At 62.9% G+C, this 16,642-nt stretch carries 17 protein-coding genes; 10 read left to right on the forward strand and 7 right to left on the reverse strand.

Annotated features, from left to right (window positions below; genetic code table 11):
* Nucleotides 1–153: 153 nt before the first annotated feature.
* From IZ6_RS02770 to IZ6_RS02780, 3 genes are all read left to right on the forward strand, one after another.
* Nucleotides 154–1,128: a KpsF/GutQ family sugar-phosphate isomerase gene (locus IZ6_RS02770; RefSeq protein ID WP_222877519.1), complete on the forward strand. Its 975-nt coding sequence runs from the start codon at nucleotides 154–156 to the stop codon at nucleotides 1,126–1,128.
* A 143-nt stretch (nucleotides 1,129–1,271) separates the two neighbouring features.
* Nucleotides 1,272–2,048: a motility protein A gene (locus tag IZ6_RS02775; RefSeq protein WP_222876497.1), complete on the forward strand. Its 777-nt coding sequence runs from the start codon at nucleotides 1,272–1,274 to the stop codon at nucleotides 2,046–2,048.
* Nucleotides 2,048–2,878 (forward strand): OmpA/MotB family protein, encoded by an 831-nt coding sequence (locus IZ6_RS02780; RefSeq protein WP_222876498.1) that lies wholly within the window; start codon nucleotides 2,048–2,050, stop codon nucleotides 2,876–2,878. Before IZ6_RS02775 ends, IZ6_RS02780 begins: the two co-directional genes overlap by 1 nt.
* On the opposite strand, the gene IZ6_RS02785 is transcribed toward IZ6_RS02780, so the two are convergent.
* Both IZ6_RS02785 and IZ6_RS02790 read right to left on the reverse strand, forming a co-directional pair.
* Nucleotides 2,875–3,321 (reverse strand): NfeD family protein, encoded by a 447-nt coding sequence (locus tag IZ6_RS02785; protein WP_222876499.1) that lies wholly within the window; start codon nucleotides 3,319–3,321, stop codon nucleotides 2,875–2,877. The two genes, IZ6_RS02780 and IZ6_RS02785, sit on opposite strands and share 4 nt — an antisense overlap.
* Nucleotides 3,318–4,268 (reverse strand): SPFH domain-containing protein, encoded by a 951-nt coding sequence (locus IZ6_RS02790; protein WP_222876500.1) that lies wholly within the window; start codon nucleotides 4,266–4,268, stop codon nucleotides 3,318–3,320. Before IZ6_RS02790 ends, IZ6_RS02785 begins: the two co-directional genes overlap by 4 nt.
* Nucleotides 4,269–4,466: 198 nt before the next feature.
* On the opposite strand from IZ6_RS02790, the gene ykgO reads away from it, so the two are divergent.
* Together ykgO and IZ6_RS02800 are read left to right on the forward strand one after the other, a co-directional pair.
* Complete coding sequence (ykgO, locus tag IZ6_RS02795; RefSeq protein ID WP_222876501.1) at nucleotides 4,467–4,592, forward strand: type B 50S ribosomal protein L36; 126 nt, start codon at nucleotides 4,467–4,469, stop codon at nucleotides 4,590–4,592.
* Between the two features lie 51 nt (nucleotides 4,593–4,643).
* Nucleotides 4,644–5,282, forward strand: coding sequence for a tetratricopeptide repeat protein (locus IZ6_RS02800; protein ID WP_222876502.1), 639 nt, complete (start codon nucleotides 4,644–4,646; stop codon nucleotides 5,280–5,282).
* Nucleotides 5,283–5,287: 5 nt separating this feature from the next.
* Here the strand turns inward: IZ6_RS02800 and IZ6_RS02805 are convergent, their stop codons facing one another.
* Entirely contained in the window at nucleotides 5,288–5,800 is a 513-nt protein-coding gene (locus IZ6_RS02805; protein WP_222877520.1) for a DUF1036 domain-containing protein, read from the reverse strand.
* Between the two features lie 187 nt (nucleotides 5,801–5,987).
* Here IZ6_RS02805 and IZ6_RS02810 point away from each other — a divergent pair, with 187 nt between their 5' ends.
* The 3 genes from IZ6_RS02810 (at nucleotide 5,988) to IZ6_RS02820 (ending at nucleotide 7,489) form a co-directional block, all read left to right on the forward strand.
* Nucleotides 5,988–6,818, forward strand: a complete 831-nt coding sequence (locus IZ6_RS02810) for an N-formylglutamate amidohydrolase (protein ID WP_222876503.1) — start codon at nucleotides 5,988–5,990, stop codon at nucleotides 6,816–6,818.
* 17 nt (nucleotides 6,819–6,835) lie between these two features.
* On the forward strand, nucleotides 6,836–7,132 hold the full coding sequence (locus IZ6_RS02815) for a DUF1244 domain-containing protein (RefSeq protein ID WP_222876504.1): 297 nt from the start codon (nucleotides 6,836–6,838) through the stop codon (nucleotides 7,130–7,132).
* Nucleotides 7,133–7,243: 111 nt separating this feature from the next.
* Nucleotides 7,244–7,489 carry a DUF2312 domain-containing protein gene (locus IZ6_RS02820; protein WP_222876505.1) on the forward strand — a complete coding sequence of 82 codons (246 nt, stop codon included), beginning with the start codon at nucleotides 7,244–7,246 and terminating at the stop codon, nucleotides 7,487–7,489.
* A gap of 212 nt (nucleotides 7,490–7,701) precedes the next feature.
* Here IZ6_RS02820 and IZ6_RS02825 read toward each other — a convergent pair whose 3' ends face one another.
* From IZ6_RS02825 to IZ6_RS02840, 4 genes are all read right to left on the reverse strand, one after another.
* Nucleotides 7,702–9,303 (reverse strand): peptidoglycan L,D-endopeptidase MepK, encoded by a 1,602-nt coding sequence (locus IZ6_RS02825; RefSeq protein WP_225873979.1) that lies wholly within the window; start codon nucleotides 9,301–9,303, stop codon nucleotides 7,702–7,704.
* Nucleotides 9,304–9,570: 267 nt separating this feature from the next.
* Entirely contained in the window at nucleotides 9,571–11,463 is a 1,893-nt protein-coding gene (locus IZ6_RS02830; RefSeq protein WP_222876507.1) for a L,D-transpeptidase family protein, read from the reverse strand.
* 329 nt (nucleotides 11,464–11,792) lie between these two features.
* The gene (locus IZ6_RS02835; protein ID WP_222876508.1) at nucleotides 11,793–12,149 is read right to left on the reverse strand and encodes a hypothetical protein; all 357 of its coding nucleotides are present in this window, start codon (nucleotides 12,147–12,149) and stop codon (nucleotides 11,793–11,795) included.
* 94 nt (nucleotides 12,150–12,243) lie between these two features.
* On the reverse strand, nucleotides 12,244–13,713 hold the full coding sequence (locus IZ6_RS02840; protein WP_222877521.1) for a sigma-54-dependent transcriptional regulator: 1,470 nt from the start codon (nucleotides 13,711–13,713) through the stop codon (nucleotides 12,244–12,246).
* A gap of 173 nt (nucleotides 13,714–13,886) precedes the next feature.
* Here IZ6_RS02840 and IZ6_RS02845 point away from each other — a divergent pair, with 173 nt between their 5' ends.
* Nucleotides 13,887–15,713 carry a M3 family oligoendopeptidase gene (locus tag IZ6_RS02845; RefSeq protein ID WP_225873980.1) on the forward strand — a complete coding sequence of 609 codons (1,827 nt, stop codon included), beginning with the start codon at nucleotides 13,887–13,889 and terminating at the stop codon, nucleotides 15,711–15,713.
* Nucleotides 15,710–16,594, forward strand: a complete 885-nt coding sequence (locus IZ6_RS02850) for a heme-dependent oxidative N-demethylase family protein (protein ID WP_225873981.1) — start codon at nucleotides 15,710–15,712, stop codon at nucleotides 16,592–16,594. Before IZ6_RS02845 ends, IZ6_RS02850 begins: the two co-directional genes overlap by 4 nt.
* The last annotated feature ends 48 nt before the right edge of the window (nucleotides 16,595–16,642 follow it).

Genomic DNA, 16,642 nt, shown 5'->3' on the forward strand with positions numbered 1-16,642 from the left:
CGAAGATCGAACCGGGGTGGTTAATATCGGGTTCGTTTCGGCCCGACACTTCGCCCGGCTTGCCGCCTTCGGGCGGTGGGACTAGACAAGGGTGAGTTCAGGAGTAGTCGCGTGCCCAAACCTGTCCGCCTTGCCGGAGAAGAGACCGACGAGATGCCGGCGCTGGATTCGGCCCGCAAGACAGTTCATCTGGAAAGTCAGGGACTTGCCACCCTCGCGCAGGCGCTTGAGGGCGACCTCGGGCGCGCCTTCTGCAAGGCCGTCGAGGTGATCGCCAAAGCCGTTGAAGGCGGCGCAGGCCGCGTCATCGTCACCGGCATGGGCAAAAGCGGCCATGTGGGCCGCAAGCTCGCCGCGACCTTTGCCTCCACCGGCACCCCCGCAAGCTTCGTCCATGCGGCGGAGGCCGGCCATGGCGATCTCGGCATGGTCACGGCGAAAGATGTGGTCGTCGCCCTGTCCTGGTCGGGCGAGACGCCCGAGCTCCGGGAAGTCATTCATCACACCCAGCGTTTCGACGTCCCGGTGATCGCCATCACCTCGGAGGCGGCAAGCGCGCTCGGCCGCACCTCCGATATCGTGCTGGCTCTGCCCAAAGCGACCGAAGCCTGCCCGCATGGCCTAGCCCCCACGACCTCGACGACCATGCAGCTCGTGATCGGCGATGCCCTGGCGATCGCCCTTCTGGAAGGGCGCGGCTTTACAGCCTCCGATTTCCGCGTTTTCCACCCGGGCGGCAAGCTCGGCGCGGCGCTGACCCATGTGCGCGACCTGATGCATGAAGGGGACAAAATCCCGCTCGTGCCGGCGGGCACGCCCATGTCGCAAGCCATTCTGGCGATGAGCGAAAAGAGCTTCGGCTGCGTCGGCGTCACCGATGCCTCACGCCGCCTCGTCGGCATCGTCACCGACGGCGACCTCCGGCGCCATATGGGCCCCGACCTCCTCGGCAAGGGGATCGATCAGGTGATGACGAAGAACCCCCGCAGCGTCGCTCCCGACGCCATTGCATCGGCAGCGCTCGAAATCATGAACTCGTCCAAAATCATGGCTCTGTTCGTGGTGGAGGAGGGGCGGCCGGTGGGCATCCTGCACCTGCACGATGTCCTGCGCGCCGGGGTCGCTTAGGCCCGTCCGGGGTCCGGCTAGGGGTAATTGCGGGTTAAGTCCCGAGAGGGCGCAGACAAAGAACGCTCCGTCCTTAACGCGCAATTAGAGAAACCCTGCCTAATGTCCCGCCAGTAGAGGGGCGTTTTTCCCGGGTTGGGTACATGGACATAGCATCAATTTTGGGTCTGGCCGGTGCCTTCGGCATCGTCCTGCTGCTCGCCGTCATGGGTGGCGATGCGGGGGCCCTTATCGACAGCCACGCGGCGATTTGTGTGTTCGGCGGCGCCTTGGCGGCGACGCTGGTGCGCTTTCCGCTGCATGCGATCCTGCACGGCCTTCCGGTCGGCCTGAAATACACCTTCACCATGCGCAAAGTGACGACCCGCGGCCTGATCGACGAGATCGGCTCGCTGGCCGAACTCGTCCGCAAGCAGGGCCCGCTGGCGCTCGAAAACGCCAAGACCTCCGATCCCTTCCTCGCCAAAGGCGTCCGCTACATCGCCGACGGCTATGACGCCGATTTCATTCGCGACAGCCTTGAGCGCGAACGCGATCTTCTGCTTGGCCGCCTGTCGGAAGGCGAAAAGATTTTCCGTTCGATCGCCGACTGCGCCCCGGCCTTCGGCATGGTCGGCACGCTGATCGGCATGGTGCAGATGTTCGCCAACATGGCCGACCCGTCGACGCTCGGTCCGTACATGGCCATCGCGCTGTGCGCTACGCTCTACGGCGCGCTGGTTCAGAACTTCATCTGCATGCCCATCGCCGACAAACTGCATCTGAAATTCGCCGAAGAAGACCTCAACCAGACTCTGATCATCGACGGCATCCTGCAGATCCGCGATGCGAAGAGCCCGGCGCTGGTGCGCGAAATGCTTCAGGCCTATCTGCCTGAGAAGCACCGCGACCGCGAGGATGAACTCGACGAGGCGGCCTGATGGGCAAGAAGCGCAAAGCCGAAGCCCATGGCGGCGGCCATGGCTGGTACGTTACCTTCGCCGATTTGATGGGCCTGCTCATGGCGTTCTTCGTCATGATCGCCGCCTTCTCCACGATGAATCAGGAGAAGATGAAACAGGCGCTCGGCTCGATCCGCGAAGCCTTCGGCGTACAGACCGACAAGGTCGTCAACGGCGGCGTGATGGAAATCAACGGCCTGCCGGTGCGCAGCTTCCCCAAGCATGTCGCAATGACCAATCCGGTCGACTCGACACAGCAGCCCGGCCCGATCATCAAGGAATTCGACCGCGGCCGGCTCAAGGCGGGCAGCGACCAGCAGTTCTCGACGGCCGCGACGACCTTGCGCCAGGCGCTGCAGGACATGCCTGAAATCGCTGAGATTTCGCAGAATATTCTGATCGAGCAGACCAATGAGGGCCTTGAGATCCAGCTGATGGATCAGGACGGGCGCTCGATGTTCCCGGAAGGCTCGAAAGAGCCCTATGACCGCGTGCGCGCGGCGCTTGTGCGCCTGACGCCGGTTCTGCGCGCGCTGCCGCAGCGCATCTCGATCACCGGCCACACGGCGGAAAGCCAGGCAGTGCCGGGCCCCGGTTACGGTCCGTGGGAAATCTCGGCCGACCGCGCCAATTCCGTGCGCCGCATCCTGGCCGAAAACGGCCTGCAGATGGATCGTTTCTCGGCGATCACCGGCAAGGCGGACACGCAGCCGCTCTATCCGGACAATCCGTTCCTTCCGGCCAATCGCCGCGTGACCATCACGCTGATGTCGGAAGCGCCGCCGGTTCCTTCGGAACTCGCGCCTTAAGCCGGCACCACTTTCAGCAGCGCGCCGTCGGTTGACGCCACGCGCACTTTGCTGCCCGCCGGAAGATCATCGCCGGAAATCCGCCAGATCGAGTCATCGATGTGCACGCGGCCCAAGCCGCCGACAATCGGCTCTTCCAGCGTAAAGACGCGGCCGATATGCAGATCGGCTCTCCGGTGCAGAACGGGCTCCGAGCCGTCCTTTTTGGCGCGGCTCGGATAGACCCACCAGCCGATCACGGCAAGCACCGACAGGATCGCAAAAGCGATCAATTGCACCTGCCAGCCAATGCCGATGATGAGTGTCACCGCGCCGGTCAGAAGCGCGGCGATGCCGAGCCACAGCATGAACGTGCCGGGCACCAGAAGCTCGATGCCGAGCAGGATCAGGCCGAGGACGAACCAGTTCCAGACACCGAGCGTCTTGATGAGATCGAGGATCATGTAGACGGTCCGGACACCGGGGGCACCGAATTGCGCGGACGCGATGGCGGCGCCTGGTCAGGACGATTGCTCTCGATTGCAGATTTGGCGATCTCGGCGATGCCGGCGAGCGAGCCGATGATGGCCGTCGCTTCGATCGGCAGGATCAGCGTCTTCTGATTGGGCGAGGTCGCAAGCTTTCCGAGCGCATCGACATATTTGTCGGCGATGAAATAGTTCAGCGCGGCAAGATCGCCGCGCGCCACGGCCTCGGACACGACGGCCGTTGCTTTGGCCTCGGCTTCGGCCGAGCGCTCGCGGCCTTCGGCATCGCGGAAGGCGGCTTCCTTGCGGCCTTCGGCCTCAAGGATCTGCGACTGCTTCTTGCCTTCGGCTTCCAAAATCACCGCGCGTTTTTCGCGTTCGGCCTTCATCTGGCGGCCCATGGCAAGGACGAGATCCTGCGGCGGGCGGATATCCTTGATCTCGATGCGGGTGACTTTCACGCCCCAGGGGGCGGCCGCGGCATCGACGACCTTCAGCAGCCGGTCATTGATCTCGTCGCGCTGGGAGAGGACATGGTCGAGGTCCATCGACCCCATGACCGAGCGGATATTGGTCATGGTGAGATTGAGGATCGCGGATTCGAGATTGGTTACTTCGTAGCTCGCCCGGGCGGCGTCCACGACCTGGTAAAAGTTAACGCCGTCGACCTGGACGGTGGCGTTGTCGCGCGTGATGACTTCCTGGCTCGGAATATCGAGCACCTGTTCCATCATGTTCACCCGCCGGCCGATCTTGTCGATGAAGGGGATGATGATGGTCAGGCCTGGAGTCAGGGTTTTCAGGTATTTCTGGAAGCGCTCGACGGTGTAATTGTAGCCCTGAGGGACGGTCTTGACCCCCGCAAAGACGGTGAGGATCGCAAGACCCAAAAAGACCAGGGCAAAAAGATCAAATCCGAACATGAACAGCCCTCCCGGGGGCGCAGACTTTGGGGTTGTTCGTCCAAAGTCTCAAGAGGGTCCGGGGGCTAGGGCTGACGGGTTGCTTTTCATGGCTCTTTGGCCTAGAAGGCCCGCCACAGCCGATGTTCGCTATATGTGAGCAACCGCTTCTTGCGGCGGCAAACCATTTGCTAGCACTTCGATTTAGGCAGACGACCGATGAAAATCCGCAATTCCTTGAAGTCGCTGCGCGGCCGCCATCGGGATAACCGCATCGTGCGTCGCAAAGGCCGCGTCTACATCATCAACAAGACGCAGAAGCGCTTCAAAGCCCGTCAGGGCTGATATCCCCATTTCGACTTTGACGATCTTGCGGATGCACCCTAGCTTGGGTGCATGACCGCGCGGTTTTCACTTGCCTGCCTTTTACTTGCGCTCGCGACCGCGCCGTCCTTCGCTCAGACCTCTGGCGCTCAGTCGGCCGCCCAGCCCGATCCTCTGCTCGACGCCGATCTCGGTATGCCGGAGCAGAACGAACCGATCGGCAATGACCGCGAAGCGCGGCTCGATCGCCTGTTCGACCGGCTGGCCGCCGCCAAGACCGTCGAAGACGCCAAGCGCTATGAGCGCACGATCGACGAATTGTGGGGCCATTCCGGCAGCGACACTGCCGATCTTCTGACGCTGCGCGCCGAAGAGCTCGTGGCCGGCGAGGATCAGGCCGGCGCGCTGAAGCTTCTCGAAGCCGCGCTGCAGGCCAAGCCCGATTATGCGGAAGGCTGGAACAAGCGCGCGACGCTTTATTTCCTGCGCGGCGACTATGTCAGCGCCATGAGCGCCATCCGCGAGACGCTGCGCTACGAGCCGCGTCATTACGGAGCCTGGGCCGGCCTCGGCCGTATTCTTCAGCAGACGGGCGATGACCGGAAAGCGCTCGAAGCCTATCGCCGGGCGCTGGCGATCCATCCGCATCTCGACGGACTGAAGGACGAGGTCGATGCTCTCGTCGGCAAAGTGCGCGGCGAAGCGCTCTAGAAAATTTAAGGAGCGGTGGTGCTGGAGCGGCCGGCGGAGGCGTCGGCGCCCTGATCGTTGCCGCCCATGCCGCCTTCGGTGAGCTGGACGGTCCAGCTGCGCTGTTCGCCCGTATCGATCTCGAAAAAGCCGGTGCGATTGTAGTTGCGGGCGAGGCAGTTATCGATGCCTTTGATCGTGAACTCTTTTTCCTTGGTGCACATGAAGGCGGAGCCGCCCCATTCGCCGCCATGGTCGTAGTCGAGCGCGTAGACGTAATAATAGCGCGCGACGAGGGGGCCTTTTAGCAGGGTCTCGCAGCTTGCGGCCGCCACATTCCACCAGCCCTCGGTGACCCAGCTTTCGCCGTCCTTGTAACCGACAGCGACGCCGACGCGGCTTTTGGTGGAATTGCACAAGCGGAAATCGACCGCGAGAGCCGCAGTCGATGAGAACGCACAGATTACCAATGCACACAGCGCCGGAAGGTAGGAACTCAGCCCCGACGCCCGGCATCGAAGAGCAAAGATCGACGTCATCCGTGATCGGCTCGTGTCAGCCCAAGACTGCATTCTGTATCCCGTCTTTTCCGCGCCGGTGTCAATGTGAACGTCCCCGAAACGGGCGCGGAAAACCACTCAAGCGCGAGGAAAAAGGCGTTATCGGGGCGCAGGAAACGGGTCCTGAGCATGACCGGGGCCGCGGCTTTCTTTATGCTTTCGGGCCATGCTTAACCGACCCCCGGTCCAGGACATATTTCGCGCGCCGTTCGAAGTTCTGCCCGGAACCCGAGACCGCAGACTGCTAATCCTGTGCGACCACGCGTCCAACGCGCTGCCCAAGGACTACGCTCTCCTGGGGTTGCCGGAGGCCGAATTCGAGCGCCACATCGCCTATGACATCGGGGCCGCCGGTGTCGTGCGGCGCTTGGCCGAAATTTTGGGGGCAAATGCCGTCCTCAGCGGATTCTCGCGCCTTCTGATCGATCCGAATCGCGGGCCCGACGATCCGACCCTTGTGATGCGCCTCTCGGACGGCTCGGTCATTCCCGGTAATGCGCGGATCGGTCCGGAGGAGGTCACAAAGCGCATGCAGGCCTATTACGAGCCCTATCATGCGGCCATCACCGGCCTGATCGACGAGGCGCTGGATCTCGGCGATGTGCCGGTTCTCGTCTCGATCCATTCCTTTACGCCGAGCTGGAAGGGCGTGCCGCGTCGCTGGCAGGCGGGGCTTTTGTGGGACAAGGACCCCCGTCTTGCCGGGCCGCTGATCGAGGAGCTGAAGGCCGAAGGCCTCGTGACCGGTGACAACGAGCCCTATGACGGGGCGCTGGAAAACGACACCATGTACCGGCACGGCACGCTGCGCGGCCTGCCGCATGCCTTGATCGAGGTGCGTCAGGACCTCATCTCAGAGCCGGATGGTCAGGCGGAATGGGCGGAGCGTCTGGCGCGCATGCTGACCTCCATCCTGAAGGATCCGGCGTTGTCGCGGATCGAGCATTTCGGATCGCGGGTCGGGCACGGACATACGGCGCCTCCCAATGATGTTTAGTTTTAGGAGAGGACGAGATGATCGACGACAAGACCAAGACCGAGCTTGAGGCCGCCGCCTTCCGGCGCCTGGTCGAGCATCTGCGCAATCGTACGGACGTCCAGAACATCGATATGATGAACCTCGCCGGCTTTTGCCGGAACTGTCTGTCGAACTGGATGAAGGATGCCGCCGATGAGCGCGGCGTGCCGATGACCAAGGATGAAAGCCGCGAACTCGTCTACGGCATGACCTATGACGAGTGGAAAGCGAAGCACCAGAAAGAGGCTTCGCCGGACCAGCAAAAAGCGTTCACAAACCAGCAAAAACACTAGAAACGCCCGCTTTCCACAGTGGCCTTTTTGCCTTTTTTGATTGCTTGATTTCGACCTCTGCGCGGGCCCACAAAGTGGCTCATCCGATTTTCGCGCAAGGTTTTTAGTCTCATGGACGCATCGGTCGTTGCCAAGGAACAGCTGCTTTCCATCATCGAACGCGTCGAGCGTCTCGAAGAAGAGAAGAAGGGCATCTCCGACGACATCAAGGAGGTCTATGCCGAGGCCAAGGCCAACGGCTACGACACCAAGGTGCTCAGGAAAGTGGTCTCCATCCGCAAGCAGGACGCGGCGGAACGCGAGGAGCAGGACGCGATCCTCGACCTCTATCTGACCGCGCTCGGCATGGTGAAATAGTCTCCGCCGTCACGCACACACATGACGGTTTGAGACCCTCTCCCGCGACCCGCGGGGGAGGGTTTTCTTTTTTCGGGCCTCATCCTGAGGAGGCACGTCAGCGCCGTCTCGAAGGATGGGCGGCGAGTGTGGAGTTCGTTGCCCATCCTTCGAGACGCGATGCTTCGCATCGCTCCTCAGGATGAGGCCGTAGTTTAGGAAACGATTGAGATTTAGCGGTTGGTGAGGAGCGCGGTGCGCTGCGGGCCGAAATTCACGGTGCGCAGAACGGCGACCGAGGAGCCCATGAAAGCGTCGCTGCGCATGCCCGAATTCGGGTTGCCGCCGAACTGCAGCGACAGCACGCCGCCGGTCGGCGCGGAAATCAGATCATCGCGCGCAAAGTTCGGATGATTGAGATCGAGATCGGGGTTACGCGCGGTGCGCACCGGCGACAGCGACGGCTTCGGAGCTTCACCCGCGGTGAGGGCCACCGGCTGCGTACCGAGCGTCGCAAGCTGCATGCGCGAGGCCTGCTGCTTGGCGGGCCGCTGGGCGGCCTGCGGAACGGAGGCCGTCTGCGAGAACGCATCATGCGCCGCAAGGATATGGCCGATGGCATCGCCCTCGGCCGGCTGCTGGGGCGCGGCCGACGGCGCCGCGCTCTGGCCGAGCTGGCCGAGAAGGCGAAGGGCGGCGGTGCGCTCTTCGGCAAGGCTTGCGCCCGGCGCCAGCGAGGCGGTGATCGGCTGGTTCGGTTGCACGATACGGCTGTCGACGGAAGCGAGCGCGTAAGGCGTCGTCTGCGGACGGGGGGCCGGCATGGGCGCGCCGTTCGCGGAGGCGGAATTCGTCGTCTGCGGATAAGCGGGCGAGGAAGCGGGGCCCGAGCGCCAGATCATTTCGGGACCGGCCGGGAATGGCTGTTCGGGCGCATAGGCGGCAACGACCGTCGAGCCGCCCATTTCGGACGGACGCGGCGCCGGCATCGGCACGGCTTCGGCGATCGCCTGGTAGGCGGCCGGTGTTTCTTCCGGCGCGGATGCGGGCATGACTTCGTCCGGACCCGGTACGCCCGGTGCATCGTCCTCGTCGTCACCCGCAAGGAATTTGGTGAGGAAACCGCGGCCGCCGGACGTCGTGCCGGCCTTGCCCTGATTGCGCTGCGCTTCGGCGATCTGCGTATCGGTCATGCCGCGCGCCGTGCCGCCGTTCTTGGCGACATCGGCAAGTGCGAGCTTGTAGTTCTTCAGCGGAATGCCGTCGGTCGGCAGATGCACGGTGCGGCCGTCGGGGAAGAGGCGCACGAGCTGATCGCGCGTCATGCGCGGCCAGTGGCGGACGCTGCCGACGTCGAGATGTACGAAGGGTTTTGCCGAAGTCGGATAGAAGCCGACGCCGCCGCGCTGCAGGCGCAGGCCAGCTTCGCGGATTTTCGCCATGCTGACATCGGGCACATGGATGTCCATGGCGCGGCCGAGCATGTGCTGGCTGTGCTTGGCGACGCCCTTCGAGCGCGAGCGCAGCTTTTCGTTGGTTTCCGGCGAGCGGTAGGCCGAGATGATCTGGATCGGCGCGTCCGAGCCGGCATCCTTCTGCACTTCCCAGACAACGTCGAAGAGCCGAGGCTCCATCGTCGTTTCCTTCTGGTTCCGCCAGTCGCGGAGGAAGTGGTTGAGCTTTTTCAGACCGTCTTTGTCGTAGCGGCCTTCGCGCTTGAAGGTGACGGTGATCCGCTCCTGCGAATGCGTGTGGTAGAAGCTGAGCGTGCGCGTATCGCCGTTGGCGATGGCCGTCTGCGTGGTTTCGGCGCCGGCAATGACGAACGCACCCACGAGCGCAGCCGACGCGCAAAGGCGCGTGAGCCGGCGGGGCGAACCAGACGTCGCGGCAAAAACCCGTTTCACTTCAGGCGATTTCCCACCAATAGCCCCCGTCCGGGGCGGGATCGGAAAAACTTAACTATTTCTGAAGCACGTTAACGGACCCTTACCGCTAACCCATTGCTTCAAACCCACAGTCAAGCATTAGCCCGGACAAAAATGGCGGAAAACGGACCACGAGGCGAGTCAATTTAGACCAGCCCGAAAAGGCGGTGAATATCAGTGCTTGGCCGAGGCCTGCACCTGCCCGCCAAGTCCTAGAGCCGCCTTCATTTTCTTGTCCGTCCCGTAGACGTCCGGGCGGGTCAGGAGCGTATCGTCGGAAGCCACTTCGGCGGTAAAATACGCAATGTGAATGGGGATTTTGTGCGCGAGATCGATTCTCCGCTCTTCCCCGCCGCCGACCATGCCCTTCAGCTTGGTGCCGTCGAGCCCGGTATCCTCGAGCAGAACGTCGGCCAGCTTGAAGGGGTCCTGGACGCGGATGCAGCCATGGCTGAGCGCCCGCATGTCTTTCGCGAACAGGTTCCGGGTCGGTGTGTCGTGCAGATAGACCGAGTGCTTGTTCGGGAACATGAATTTGATATGGCCGAGCGCGTTGCGCTCGCCCGGCGGCTGGCGGATGCGGACACGGTTCATGTCCTCCACGCTCATGCTGTTCCAGTCGATCCCGCTGCCCTGAACCTCGACCATACGGCTGCCCCAGAAGCCGTTGACGACCTTCTTCTGCGGTCTGCGGCCCTCGAACGTCACTTCGAAACCCTGGCGCTCGAGATAGGTCGGATCCTTCTGCAGCTGCGGCAGCATCTCCTTGATCGCGATCGAGGCCGGCACGTTCCAGGCCGGATTGACGATGATGTGCTCCATCTCGTCGGAGAAGATCGGCGAGGGGTTCTGCTTGCTGCCGGTGATGACGCGCGTCTCATGCACGGTATTCCCGTCGCGGACGATGCGCGCCATGAACTCCGGCACGTTCACGAAGATATGGGTCTGGCCGAGTTTGCGCGGCAGCCAGCGCCAGCGCTCCATGTTGACGACGACGAGCGGGATCGGATCGACCACGGTCGCGACTTCGTTGAGGAGCGCAACAGTCTGATTGCCGAGAACGCCGTCGGCGTTGAGGCCCTGACGCTTCTGGAATGCTGAGACGGCGGCGGCGAGTTCCGGATCGTAGAACCGGCTCGTCACTTCGGCGGTTTCGCCATCGGCCGTTCTGACTTCCATCGTCGCCGGCGGAAGGCCCATGCGCTGCCGCAGCACGGCAACGCGCTCATCGAAGCCGCCGGGCTTCAGGCTCTTCTTCGCCGTCGGAATTTCCGGCGGCGGAGGCGGCACCGGCTCGTTCGCGGCGGCTTTCAGTTCGGCGAGTTTTTTCTTCAGCGCGCGGAAGCCGGCATGCGGCGGGTTATAGGTGTCGAGCCAGTCGGCTGCGCCGTCCTCGCGCGCCATCAGCGCAAGCACATCAGCGCGCCGCGGGTGCGTCGGTTCCGGTGTGACCAGCGGGCCAAGGGTCGACGGCTCCATCCGGCCGCCCTGCGCCTGGCGCGCAAACGCCGCGACCGCGCGCGACAGCGCGATTTCGGCGGCGACAAGCTGTTCGGGAGATCCGTCCGTCGCTTGCGGATCGGGCAGGACGAAAGCCGAGGGATCGAGGCCGTCTTCATCGGCGCGCTTGATGCGGTCAATGACGCCGAGCGCTTTGGCGTTCAGCTTTCCGTCGGCAACCCAGATCGGTTCGAATTTGCGCGCCGCATAGAAGGCGAGAACATCCGCCTCGTCTTTGCGTTCCGAAAGCCGTTTGTTCAGAACGTTCTCAACGGTTTCACCCGGCGCGACAGGTGTGCTGGCTTGCGTCGCAAGTTCCGGCGAAGTCGCTTCAGGCTGCGGTTGGGCAAGCTCGGGTGCGGCCGCTTCCGGCGCGGTCACTTCAGGCGCAACGGGCTGCTGCTGGACGATTTCGGGAGCGGGCGTTTCGACAACGGAAGCAGGCGCTTCCACGGCCGGAGCATCAGGTGTCGGCAGAGTTCCGGGAGTCATATCCTGGGCATAAGCGGGCACGGACAGAGCCATGGCACCCGCCAGCAAGAACCCGGTATACTGCGACAGGCGCATACGTGTTTCTCCTAAGCCCCCAATCTGTCTATGCCCTTCCGCGCGTGAGTTGGGAATCACAAACGCGACGTCAGGCAGCGGCTTCCGGAGGCTTCGTGTCCGGCGAGCCACAGACTTCCCTCTCGAGGTTGAGCGCGGGCGCTCGATTCGAGTCGATGGGCAAGGTTCGGTGACTTGCCCCTAATAATGTCTGAGTGTGTCGGCAATCGCATCGCGTTCAATCCCGGCGGACCGTCGTCCATGTTTGTGAACGCCGTTTGCCGTGAGGATGTTGCGTGCCAATTGCCTAAGCAGCCGATGCTGTTGGAATTCGGTGTGCTTTTCGTCCGCTACCGCGCCGCCATGCATCGGTTGAACGCCTGATCGTAATAGCGATCATATTTGCGGCCGCCCTCGCGCGACCCGAAGAGACCGCGCACGGCGCCAATGGCCGCACCGCGACCGGCGCCGTCATCGCCGTCGAGAATGCCGCCGATGATGGCGCCGCGGCCGGCGCCGCGGGCAGCGCTGCGGCCGGGATCGCCGGTTTTGCTGTCTGCATAGTCGCGCGCGTAGTCCTCGCAATAAGCCAAAACCTGAGATCGCGCCGGATCTGCCTTGACGGAGTGGACGCCGGCGAAAACGCCGGCGAGCATCAGGGCACAAAGCGCAAGCAGTCTCGCACGCTTCACGGCATTGCTACGCATAACCAACCCTCCCTTGTTCAGGAAGCGTAGCACCCGCATGCCGTGCTCTTGAAGCGATTATTGGGTCAGTGGCGCTGACATAAATTCGGGAATGTCAGGCGGCGGCACCGGGACTTGTGCTCGTGCCGGCTTCGCCCTCAAGGTCGAGCTCTTTGAGCTTTCGATAAAGAGTCGAACGGCCGATGCCCAGACGGCGGGCGACTTCCGTCATCTGCCCCTCATAATGCTTCAGCGCGTTCGCAATCGTATCGCGCTCAATTTCCGCAAACGGTCGCACATGGCCTTGAATGCCCGTCAGCATCAGGGCGTTGCGCGGCAAAGGCGCCGGAGCGGGGGCCGCTTGCGGTTCGGGCAGGCGTACGGGCTCGCTCGGAGCCATGCCAAGCTGCGACGCGATTTGAGGAAATTCGGCAGCGGTGAGCTCATCGCCCTCGGCAAGAACGACCGCGCGGAACACCGCATTTTCGAGCTGGCGGACATTGCCCGGCCAGGAATGTTCTTCGAGCAGCGAAAGCGCCGCAGGCGAGATCGAGCGGATGGTGCGGCCTTCTTCGGCGGCAAAGCGCGCAAGAAAGCCGCGCGCCAAAGCCCTTATGTCGGAACGGCGATTGCGAAGCGGCGGAATTCCGATCGGGAAGACGCCGAGACGGTAATAGAGGTCTTCGCGGAAGAGGCCCTTCTTCACGAGATCGATCAGGCCGCTATTGGTCGCCGAGACGATGCGGATATCGACGCGCACCGGACGCCGCCCGCCGACCGGATCGACCTCGCCCTCCTGCAAGGCGCGCAGGAGTTTGACCTGTGCTTCCGGCGGCAGTTCGCCGATCTCGTCGAGGAACAGCGTGCCGGTATCGGCTTCGACGAATTTGCCCGCGTGCTTTTCGGTGGCACCGGTGAACGCGCCCTTTTCGTGGCCGAACAAGACGCTTTCCACGAGATTCCCAGGAATAGCCCCGCAATTCACAGCCACAAAAGGCCGTCCGGCGCGATCGCCCGACGCGGCAATGGCGCGCGCGAAGAGTTCCTTGCCGACGCCCGTTTCACCTTCGAGCAGAACCGGAATGTTCGAGGCGGCGGCTCTGCGTCCGAGATGCAGCGCCGCCTTCATGGCTTCGCTTTTGGATTCGAGATCGTCAAAGGTCAGCGTGCCGGCTGCGCGGCGACGGAATCGGCGAACCTCGCTCGCCAGCGCATCGGTCTTCAGCGCGTTGCGGATCGAAACCTGAAAGCGTTCGGGGCCGACGGGCTTCACCATGAAATCCATGGCTCCCGCGCGCATCGCCGAGATCACCGTATCGATCGAGCCGTTCACCGTCTGCACAATGACCGGAATATCGATCTGCGCCTTGTTGAGACGCTCCATCACGGCAAAGCCGTCGAGCTCGGGCATGACGAGATCGAGTACGAGAACATCGACGCCGCCGCGACCTGGAGAGGCAAGGAGGTTGAGCGCCTCCTGGCCGTTGTCGAGGACGATCGCCTCATAGCCGAGGCGGCGCGCCATGCCCTCGAGCAGGCGGCGCTGCACCGGATCGTCGTCAACAATGAGAATCGTGCCGCTCATATGCGCAAGTTCGCCCCAGACATGCCGGGCATCGTGGCCGCTGAGCGTAAACAGACGCTTACATTTGGGGCTGAACCGTCCCATTCGGGGAAATTGTCGCGCTGAAAGGTTGATCCGGGAGCGGGCGGGCGCGATATGCTGGGACGGTTTCCACGTCCAAGGTGATTTGCCAGGTGCGACAGCCCGTTTTCGATTCCGCCGAGAAGACCGCCGATCCCAAACTTGGCGATCTGCCCGAATGGAATCTCGACGACCTCTATAAGGGTCTTGAGGCGCCCGAACTCCTGGCCGACCTCGCGCGCTCGGATGCCGATGCCGCCGCTTTCGCCAAGACCTATCAGGGCAAGCTCGCAACGCTCGCCGCCGACAATCCCAGGGGACTGCTGGAAGCGGTGAAGGATTATGAGGCGCTCGACGACCTCATGGGCCGTCTCGGCTCTTATGCCGGGCTCGTCTATTCAGGCGATACGACCGATCCCAAACGGGCGAAATTTTACGGCGATGTTTCCGAGAAGCTGACCAATGCGTCGTCGCATCTTCTGTTTTTTGCGCTCGAACTGAACGGCATCGAAGATGCGGTGCTGGATGATGCGCTGCAGCTTCCCGGGCTCGACCGCTACAAGCCCTTCTTCGACGATGTGCGGAAAGAACGCCCGCACCAGCTCGAGCCGCGCGTTGAACAGCTTTTCCACGAAAAATACACGACGGGCCGCGGCGCCTGGAACCGCCTCTTCGACGAAACGATCGCCGCACTCACTTTCGAGGTCGACGGCGAGACGCTGCCGCTCGAGCGCACGCTCAATCTGATGCAGGAGCCGGACGAGAAGAAGCGCAAAGCGGCGTCCGAAGCGCTCGCCAAAGTGTTCAAGGAGAATTTGCGCGTCTTTACGCTGATCACAAACACGCTGGCGAAGGACAAGGAAATCTCCGACCGCTGGCGCTCGTTCGAGGATGTTGCGGATTCGCGCCATCTCGCCAACCGTGTCGAGCGGGAAGTGGTGGAAGCGCTGGTTTCCGCAGTCCGCGCCGCCTATCCGCGGCTGTCGCACCGCTATTACGCGCTGAAGGCGAAATGGTTCGGCAAGGACAAGCTCGAACATTGGGACCGCAACGCGCCGCTGCCGAAAGTCGAGCAGCGCACGATCTCCTGGACCGAGGCGCGGGACACTGTGCTGTCGGCCTATGGCGGGTTCTCGCCGCAAATGTCGGACATCGCCAAACAGTTCTTCGACAAGAACTGGATCGATGCGCCGGCACGGCCGGGCAAATCGCCGGGCGCGTTCGCCCATCCGACGACGCCCTCGGCGCATCCTTATGTTCTGGTCAATTATCTCGGCAAGCCGCGCGATGTCATGACGCTGGCGCATGAGCTCGGCCATGGCGTGCACCAGGTGCTCGCCGCGCCGAACGGCCCGTTGATGGCGCCGACGCCGCTGACGCTTGCGGAAACCGCATCCGTCTTCGGCGAGATGCTGACTTTCCGCAAGATTCTCGACGGCACGACGGACCCGGTTCAGAAAAAAGCGCTTCTCGCCTCCAAGGTCGAGGACATGCTGAACACCGTCGTCCGCCAGATCGCGTTCTATACCTTCGAGCGCAAGGTACATACCGAGCGCCGCGAGACGGGCGAGCTGACGAGCGAGCGCCTCAACGAGATCTGGCTCGAAGTCCAGCATGAGAGTCTAGGGCCGGCGATCCGCTTCAACCCGGGCTATGAAGTGTTCTGGACCTATATCGGCCACTTCATCCATTCGCCCTTCTATGTCTATGCCTATGCCTTCGGCGATTGCCTCGTGAACTCGCTCTATGCGGTTTATGAAAAATCACACGAGGGTTTTGCCGAGCGCTATTTCGCGCTGCTGTCGGCGGGCGGCACCAAGCATCATTCCGAATTGCTCGCGCCGTTCGGTCTCGATGCGCGCGATCCGCAATTCTGGCAGACGGGCCTCGGCCTGATCGACCGGATGATCAGCGAGCTTGAGGCGCTGGAGACGGCGTGACCGGCAAGCCGCCCGGCTTTACCCACACGCCTTACACCGGCTCCTACAAGCCGTTCACCATCGGCATGAACCTGCTCGATCCAAAAGACTGGATCGAGGTCGATGCGAGGCTGCCGGAATACTTGAAGGAAAAAGCGCGTCTGCTCGCGGAAGACCGCGACGAGGTGTTTCGCGAAGAGCCCGCGACGCGCGCCGCGCAAGCCGAAGTTCTCGATCTTCTCCTCAATCATCTGCCCGCGCGTTTTCCGCAAATCTATCGGCGCGACGGGCGCTTGATGGAGGTCGTTCCCGCCGGTCTTCATGTTGATGTTGAAGATGAGAGCGAGGCGCCATTCGTTCGCGCCGCCCGGCTGATCCAGGAAGATCTTGTGCTGATGCGGAAAGGCGAGGGCGGCTACCGCTTCGCCGCCGGCTCGGTCTCGTTCCCGTCCTCCTGGGCGCTGAAAGACAAATTCGGCAAGACGCTCGACGGGCTGCATACGCCGGTGCCGGGCTATGCCGATTTCCTCTCCGGCCGGGTGGCCCGCATCTTCGAGAACCTGCCGGCCGACAAACCGGTCTGGCGGATGGGCTGGTCGCTCCACCCCGACAATGCGCTGCACCATCCGGTTGGCCATCCCTGGCCGGAGGGAGAGCTGTCGCCCTATGTCCGGCTGGAGCGGCAGACCTTGCGGCGGCTCCCGATATCGGGGGACGTGCTGTTCACGATCCGCATCCATATTGATCCGGTCGCGGCTCTGAAAACCCATCCCGAAGGGGCGCGCTTGGCCGCGGGAATCAAACAGGAAATTCTTGGCCTTTCCGACGGTCAGGCGGCCTATCGCTCGCTGCTGAAAGACCGGGCCCGGATCCTTGCCGTGCTTGAGTCTATAGAGCGATAGAAAAGCCCTCTCGGGCGCGGCGACGGGGCGCACGCTCGCGGATGGCAA

Source organism: Terrihabitans soli (genome assembly GCF_014191545.1).
GTDB classification, from domain to species: Bacteria; Pseudomonadota; Alphaproteobacteria; order Rhizobiales; family Methylopilaceae; genus Flaviflagellibacter; species Flaviflagellibacter soli.

What these genes read in the sequence shown, in the direction of transcription:
- IZ6_RS02800 (WP_222876502.1), top strand. Translation starts at nt 4,644, where the DNA reads ATGACCGCGCGGTTTTCACTTGCCTGCCTTTTACTTGCGCTCGCGACC.
- IZ6_RS02820 (WP_222876505.1), top strand. Translation starts at nt 7,244, where the DNA reads ATGGACGCATCGGTCGTTGCCAAGGAACAGCTGCTTTCCATCATCGAA.
- IZ6_RS02770 (WP_222877519.1), top strand. Translation starts at nt 154, where the DNA reads ATGCCGGCGCTGGATTCGGCCCGCAAGACAGTTCATCTGGAAAGTCAG.
- IZ6_RS02785 (WP_222876499.1), bottom strand. Translation starts at nt 3,321, where the DNA reads ATGATCCTCGATCTCATCAAGACGCTCGGTGTCTGGAACTGGTTCGTC.
- ykgO (WP_222876501.1), top strand. Translation starts at nt 4,467, where the DNA reads ATGAAAATCCGCAATTCCTTGAAGTCGCTGCGCGGCCGCCATCGGGAT.
- IZ6_RS02830 (WP_222876507.1), bottom strand. Translation starts at nt 11,463, where the DNA reads ATGCGCCTGTCGCAGTATACCGGGTTCTTGCTGGCGGGTGCCATGGCT.
- IZ6_RS02775 (WP_222876497.1), top strand. Translation starts at nt 1,272, where the DNA reads ATGGACATAGCATCAATTTTGGGTCTGGCCGGTGCCTTCGGCATCGTC.
- IZ6_RS02805 (WP_222877520.1), bottom strand. Translation starts at nt 5,800, where the DNA reads ATGACGTCGATCTTTGCTCTTCGATGCCGGGCGTCGGGGCTGAGTTCC.
- IZ6_RS02790 (WP_222876500.1), bottom strand. Translation starts at nt 4,268, where the DNA reads ATGTTCGGATTTGATCTTTTTGCCCTGGTCTTTTTGGGTCTTGCGATC.
- IZ6_RS02835 (WP_222876508.1), bottom strand. Translation starts at nt 12,149, where the DNA reads ATGCGTAGCAATGCCGTGAAGCGTGCGAGACTGCTTGCGCTTTGTGCC.
- IZ6_RS02840 (WP_222877521.1), bottom strand. Translation starts at nt 13,713, where the DNA reads ATGAGCGGCACGATTCTCATTGTTGACGACGATCCGGTGCAGCGCCGC.
- IZ6_RS02780 (WP_222876498.1), top strand. Translation starts at nt 2,048, where the DNA reads ATGGGCAAGAAGCGCAAAGCCGAAGCCCATGGCGGCGGCCATGGCTGG.
- IZ6_RS02815 (WP_222876504.1), top strand. Translation starts at nt 6,836, where the DNA reads ATGATCGACGACAAGACCAAGACCGAGCTTGAGGCCGCCGCCTTCCGG.
- IZ6_RS02810 (WP_222876503.1), top strand. Translation starts at nt 5,988, where the DNA reads ATGCTTAACCGACCCCCGGTCCAGGACATATTTCGCGCGCCGTTCGAA.